The 5,722-nt window shown below is 66.4% G+C and carries 6 protein-coding genes; 1 reads left to right on the top strand and 5 read right to left on the bottom strand.

Annotation, left to right across the window (positions count from 1 at the left end):
- Together EOA27_RS18980 and EOA27_RS18975 are read right to left on the bottom strand one after the other, a co-directional pair.
- Window positions 1-401 (bottom strand): DnaJ domain-containing protein (locus tag EOA27_RS18980; RefSeq protein ID WP_148669964.1); only part of this gene is annotated, 401 nt, incomplete at its 3' end.
- Between the two features lie 113 nt (window positions 402-514).
- Window positions 515-979 carry an RT0821/Lpp0805 family surface protein gene (locus EOA27_RS18975; protein ID WP_126078579.1) on the bottom strand — a complete coding sequence of 155 codons (465 nt, stop codon included), beginning with the start codon at window positions 977-979 and terminating at the stop codon, window positions 515-517.
- 40 nt (window positions 980-1,019) lie between these two features.
- Between EOA27_RS18975 and pdxH the strand changes: the two genes are divergently transcribed.
- The gene (gene pdxH / locus EOA27_RS18970; RefSeq protein WP_126078580.1) at window positions 1,020-1,637 is read left to right on the top strand and encodes a pyridoxamine 5'-phosphate oxidase; all 618 of its coding nucleotides are present in this window, start codon (window positions 1,020-1,022) and stop codon (window positions 1,635-1,637) included.
- Between the two features lie 15 nt (window positions 1,638-1,652).
- Here the strand turns inward: pdxH and EOA27_RS18965 are convergent, their stop codons facing one another.
- From EOA27_RS18965 to EOA27_RS18955, 3 genes are all read right to left on the bottom strand, one after another.
- Window positions 1,653-2,405, bottom strand: a complete 753-nt coding sequence (locus EOA27_RS18965; protein ID WP_126078581.1) for a crotonase/enoyl-CoA hydratase family protein — start codon at window positions 2,403-2,405, stop codon at window positions 1,653-1,655.
- A 26-nt stretch (window positions 2,406-2,431) separates the two neighbouring features.
- Complete coding sequence (locus EOA27_RS18960; protein ID WP_126078582.1) at window positions 2,432-4,201, bottom strand: acyl-CoA dehydrogenase family protein; 1,770 nt, start codon at window positions 4,199-4,201, stop codon at window positions 2,432-2,434.
- Window positions 4,202-4,396: 195 nt separating this feature from the next.
- On the bottom strand, window positions 4,397-5,722 hold a 1,326-nt coding region (locus tag EOA27_RS18955; RefSeq protein ID WP_127256886.1), incomplete at its 5' end, for an FGGY family pentulose kinase.

Below are 5,722 nucleotides of genomic sequence, written 5' to 3'. Positions count from 1 at the left end.
CGGGCGCCGGAAAAGGCATCGCCGAAGATCTGGCTGAAGATGTCGCTGTTGCCGTCGAACGGATCGCCGCCCGGACGCCCGGTGCGGAATTCGAAATGCGCGCCGCCCGGGCCCTGCTGGCGGCGGAAGCCGGCGAACGGGTCGCCGCCGGCCGCGCCTTCAAAGCCCTGAAATTTCGGCTTGCCCTCGGCGTCGATCTCGCCGCGATCGTAGGCGGCGCGCGTCTTCTCGTCGCCGACGATCTCGTAAGCCTGGTTGGCGGCGGCAAAACGGTCCTTCGCCTTCGGATCATTCGGATTCTGGTCCGGATGATGCTTCTTGGCGAGCTTGCGGTAGGCCGATTTTATGTCCTTGGCCGATGCGTTCTTGGCAACGCCCAGCACCTCATAGGGGTCGCGCATGCTTCCTGCCTGCTAGAGAGATTGGAATTGTGGTCGCCCCCTATATGCGCTCGCATAGGAAGAAATTCCAGTGGCGCAAGGGCAATTAGCGCCCGAAAATCAGGGGCCCAAAATCAGAGCGGTTTGAACTCCTGCATGCGCCAGCCGCCGGCTTCGGCCAGGCACAGCTCGCCCTTGTAGAGGGCGACGCCATCGAAGCTCTCGCGCGTGGCGCTGAAGCGGCGGCAGGTCAGACCGCCGTCCTTCAGCTCGACCAGCTCGGTGATCGCGCCGCGCGAGCCGGTGGCGGCATTGGCCCAAGGCACCGTCTGGCCGCCAAGCTCCTTGATGTCGGCGGAAGAAACGGCGTTGCCGATGGTGGTCTGGTCGGAGTCCTGGTCGGAGATAGCCGGCGCGGTTGGCGAGGACGGCGCGCTGGCGGTGATGATCGAGCGGTCGACCTCGGCCTTTTGCAGGCTGAACCCGCCGGCGCCGCAGGCGGCAAGGGGAAGCGCCAAGGTCAGCAGCGCAGCCTTGGCACTGGCCGAAGCGATAACGCTCCATTGCCCGCTGTCAAAAGCTTGCGCGATACGCGACAATCGGCGAACTCCTCCCGCAATGTTAAAAATTTGGAAAACTATGAACGAAACCGAGTTAACAAGCAGTGACTTCACCGAAGCGGCGGAGCCGTTCCGGCTCTTTGCCGTATGGCTGGAGGACGCCACGAAGAGCGAGCCCAATGATCCCAATGGGGTCGCGCTGGCAACCGTCGACGCCGACGGCATGCCGGATGTGCGGATGGTGCTGCTCAAAGGGTTCGACGAAAAAGGCTTTGTCTTCTACACGAATTTCGAGAGCGCCAAGGGCCGCGAGATTCTTGGCAGCATGAAGGCGGCGATGTGCTTCCACTGGAAGTCGCTGCGCCGCCAGGTGCGGGTGCGCGGGCCGGTGGAGATCGTCAGCGACGCCGAGGCCGACGCCTATTACGCGACACGGCCGCGCGGCAGCCGCATCGGCGCCTGGGCGTCGAAACAGTCGCGGCCGCTGGAGAGCCGCTTCGCGCTGGAGAAGGCGGTGGCCGAATACACGGCGCGCTATGCCATCGGCGAGATCCCGCGGCCAAAACATTGGTCGGGCTTCCGCATCGTGCCGCAGACGATAGAGTTCTGGCACGACAGACCGTTCCGGCTGCATGACCGTGTCGTGTTTTCACGCAACGCCGCCGGCGGCTGGGACAAGACCAGGCTTTATCCCTGAGGGCGGGCGACGCGTTCAGCTCTTCTTGCGCGTCATGAAAGCGGTCAGCGCGGCGCGGGCCTCTTCGGAGGTCAGCCGCTCGCGAAAATGCTCGGCTTCGACCTTGATGCGGGCGATGAGCGCTTCGCGCGGCTCGCGCATCAGGTCGCGCGCGATCTTCAGCGCCTGCGGCGGCTTGGCGGCGATGCCCTTGGCGGCGGCCAGCACCGTGCCTTCCAACGCCTCTTCGGCGACGACGTCGTAGATCAGGCCGGCGGCCTTGGCGCGCTCGGCCGAAAAGCCCTCGCCGAGGCCGAGCAGCGCGAAGGCGCCCTGCCGTCCCAGCAGTTGCGGCGCGATCAGGCTGGAGCCGGCTTCCGGCACCAGGCCGAGATCGACGAAGGGCGTGCGGAACAGCGTGCGCGGCGTGGCGAAGGTCAGGTCGCAATGCAGATTGAGCGTGGTGCCGATGCCGACGGCGATGCCGTCGACGCCGGACACCATCGGCTTCTGCGACATGGCCAGCGCCATCAGGAAATCCCATACCTCATTGCCACCCTCGCCGCCGGTGGCGATGACCAGGAAATCGGCGAGGTCGTTGCCGGAGGAAAAGGCGCCCGGAACGCCGAGGAAGACATGCACGCGGACCGCCGGATCGGCGTCGCCTTCGGTGAGCGCCGCCGACATTTTCGCGTACATGGCGCGCGTCAGCGCGTTCTTCTTGTCCGGGCGGTTGATGCGGATGATCTGCACGGCGCCCTGGCGCTCGACGAGGATATGGTCTGTCACGGTTGGTCCTTTGAGCGTCGGGGTGCTTAAGCGGAAATCAGTGCCTTGCCAGCGGCGACGAGGCTTTCGGCGCCGTCGATGACTCGCTCCTTCAAGGCGCGGGTCTCGCCGAGCAGGTTTTCGGCGAAGAAGCGGCAAAGCGCGATGCGGCTACGGTCTGCCAGGCCACCCTGCGCCAGATATGCGCCGCCGGCGGCGAGCGAGATCAGGCGCAGATAGGGCGTGGCGCCGGCCATCGCGGCGTCCGCCTTGCCGTCGGCAAGCAGTTTTTGCAGGAAGCGCGTCGCTTCGTCGAGATCGGCCAGCGCGCGGTCGAGATTGTCGGCGGTGCGGCCGAAGCCTTCGATGTTGGAGGTGCGCACGGCTTCCGCCACCGCTTTCAGTTCGCTGATGTAACCATGCACATGCTCGCCGCCGCCGAGCGGCAGCTTTCTCGAGACAAGGTCGATCGCCTGGATGCCGTTGGTGCCTTCATAGATCGGCGCGATGCGAGCGTCGCGATAAAGCGCGGCAGCGCCCGTCTCCTCGATGAAGCCCATGCCGCCATGCACCTGGACGCCCAGCGAGGCGACCTCGACGCCGACATCGGTGGAGAAGGCCTTTGCCAGCGGCGTCAGCAGGCTGGCGCGGTCATGCCATTTCGCTCCTGCCTCGCCCTCGCCGACGCGGGCGCGGTCGATGGCATGGGCGCAGGAATAGCTGATCGAGCGGGCGATCTGGGTCAGCGCCCGCATGGTGAGCAGATTGCGCTGCACGTCCGGGTGATGGACGATCGGCGCCATGCCGGAGCCCGCATAGGCGGAAGCCTTGCCCTGGCGGCGCTCATTGGCATAGGCGATCGCCTTCTGCGTCGCGGTCTCGGCCACCGCCACGCCCTGCATGCCGACGGCAAGGCGGGCGTTGTTCATCATCGTGAACATGCAGGCGAGCCCCTTGTTCTCCTCGCCGATCAGCCAGCCGATGGCGCCGGGCTTGGCGCCCTGGAAACCGTCGCCATAGATCATCGTGCAGGTCGGCGAAGCATGGATGCCGAGCTTGTGCTCGAGGCCGGAACAGAAGACGTCGTTGCGGGCGCCAAGCGAGCCATCGTCATTGACGAAGAATTTCGGCACCAGAAACAGCGAGATGCCGCGCGTGCCGGCCGGCGCGTCGGGTAACCTCGCCAGCACCAGATGCACGATGTTGTCGGTGAAATCGTGCTCGCCATAGGTGATGAAGATCTTCTGGCCGAAGATGCGGTAGGTGCCGTCGCCAACCGGCTCGGCGCGGGCGCGCAAGGCCGCGAGGTCCGAGCCCGCCTGCGGTTCGGTCAGGTTCATCGTGCCCATCGACTCGCCAGAGACGAGCTTTGCGAGATATTTGGCCTTGAGTTCCTCCGAGGCGTGTTTGTCGAGCGCCTCGACCGCGCCCATGGTCAGCGTCGGGCCGATGCCGAAGGCCATGGCCGCGGAGTTCCACATTTCGAGCGCGGCGACGCCGAGCATGGTCGGCAGGCCCTGGCCGCCGTACTCCTCCGGCCCCGACAGCGCGTTCCAGCCGCCTTCGATCCAGCGGCGGTAAAGCTGCTTCCAGCCTGGCGGCGTGGTGACGGCCGCATCCTTCAGCACCGCGCCATGCTCGTCGCCGACCTTGTAGAGCGGAGCCACCTCCTCGCGGGCGAAACGCCCCGCTTCGGCCAGGATCGCGTCGACCAAGTCCTCGCCGAGGTCACCGAAAATGCCGGCATCCAGCGCCGGCTTCAGCCCCGCCACGTGCTTGAGCGTAAAGGCGATGTCCTCGACCGGCGCGCGGTACATGTCTGCTCCTCCTCCGACCCAGCCAACCGTAACGCATGGCCGACGCGAAACCATGCGTCCATTTCGCACCTTCTTTTTACGTAAACGTCAAACTTTGTCACGCGGATTTTGCATAGGCGCCGCTATCCGCGGCGGAGCGGGAGCCAGCGCCCGATCCATTCAAGGTCCCGTCGCTGTTTAGGCGCTGATCGATCCTCAGCGTATGCTGCGGCCCACCGCCTGCAGCGCCAGGAAGGCTTCGTAGCGGCGGTCGTGCCAAGCGCGGATGTCACCGGACGCAGGTGTAAAAACCTCGCCAAGCCGGGACATGGCAGGCATGGCGCTCGATAGGTCAGGGTAATGCCCGGCCGCGACGGCACCGAGCATCGCGGCGCCCAACAGCACCGGCTCCGGCGACTGCGAGGCGGCGACCGGCAGGCCGGCGGCGTCGGCGAGCAGCTGGCGCGCCAGCGGCGACTGCCCGGCGCCCCCGCTGATGACGATGGTGTCGACGGCAAGGCCGGACGACGCCATCGCCGCAACGATCTGGCGCACGCCGTAGCCCAGACCGCAAAGCCCGGCCACGTAGAGGCCGACGAGACTGTCGACGGAGCGGTCGGTGCCGAGCCCCGCTATCAGGCCGCGCGCGTCCGGATCGGCCAAGGGGGAGCGGTTGCCGAGGAATTCGGGCACGACATGGATGCTTCCCGCGAGCTTGGCGGCCGCCGACAGGTCGGGCGAAGCCGCCGCGGCGGCCGCGGCCAGCCAGTCGACCAGCGATTTGCCTTCCGCCGCGGCGCGCACGGAAGCCTCGGCTTGCGCCGGGTGAAAATGCACCAGGAGATCGATGGCCGCGCCGGCGGCCGACTGGCCGCCCTCGCTCAGCCAGAACCCAGGCACCATGGCGGAGAAGTAGGGCCCCCAGACTCCGGGCACGAAGCCCGGATCTTGGCTGCTCGCCATGGTGCAGGCCGAGGTGCCCAGCACATAGGCCATGCGCGAGGAAATGGTGCCGGCATCGCCGGCAGCACCCACCGTGCCGACACCGCCTGCATGGGCATCGATCAGCCCGGCGGCGACGACCGTGCCCGCGACCAGCCCCAGCTCGGCCGCGGCCTTCTCCGTCAGGCCGGCGCCCACCGCCGTGCCTGGGTCGACCACTTCGGTGCCGATACGGGCAAATCTCTCATCCGCAAGCTCGCCGAGCCCTACGGAATGAAAATAGCTGTCGTCCCAGCGCCGCTCATGGCCGAGATAGGTCCATTTACAGGCAAGGGTGCAGACCGAACGGGCGAGGCTGCCGGTGGCGCGCCAGGTCAGGTAATCGGCAAGGTCGAAGAAATGCCGCGCTTTGGTAAAAGTCGCGGGCAGGTTTTCCTTCAGCCACAAAAGCTTCGGCGTTTCCATCTCTGGTGAGATGACGCCCCCGACATAGTCGAGGACGGGATGGTGGCCGGCATTGATGCGCCTGGTCTGATCCAGGGCGCGATGGTCCATCCAGACGATGATGTTTCGATCGCTGTCTCCGGAACGGCCCACGGG

This window comes from Mesorhizobium sp. M2A.F.Ca.ET.037.01.1.1, from assembly GCF_003998075.1.
Classification (GTDB): Bacteria; Pseudomonadota; Alphaproteobacteria; order Rhizobiales; family Rhizobiaceae; genus Mesorhizobium.
Note: the sequence above shows the minus strand (reverse complement) of the source record. Positions and strands in the feature narration are given on the sequence as shown.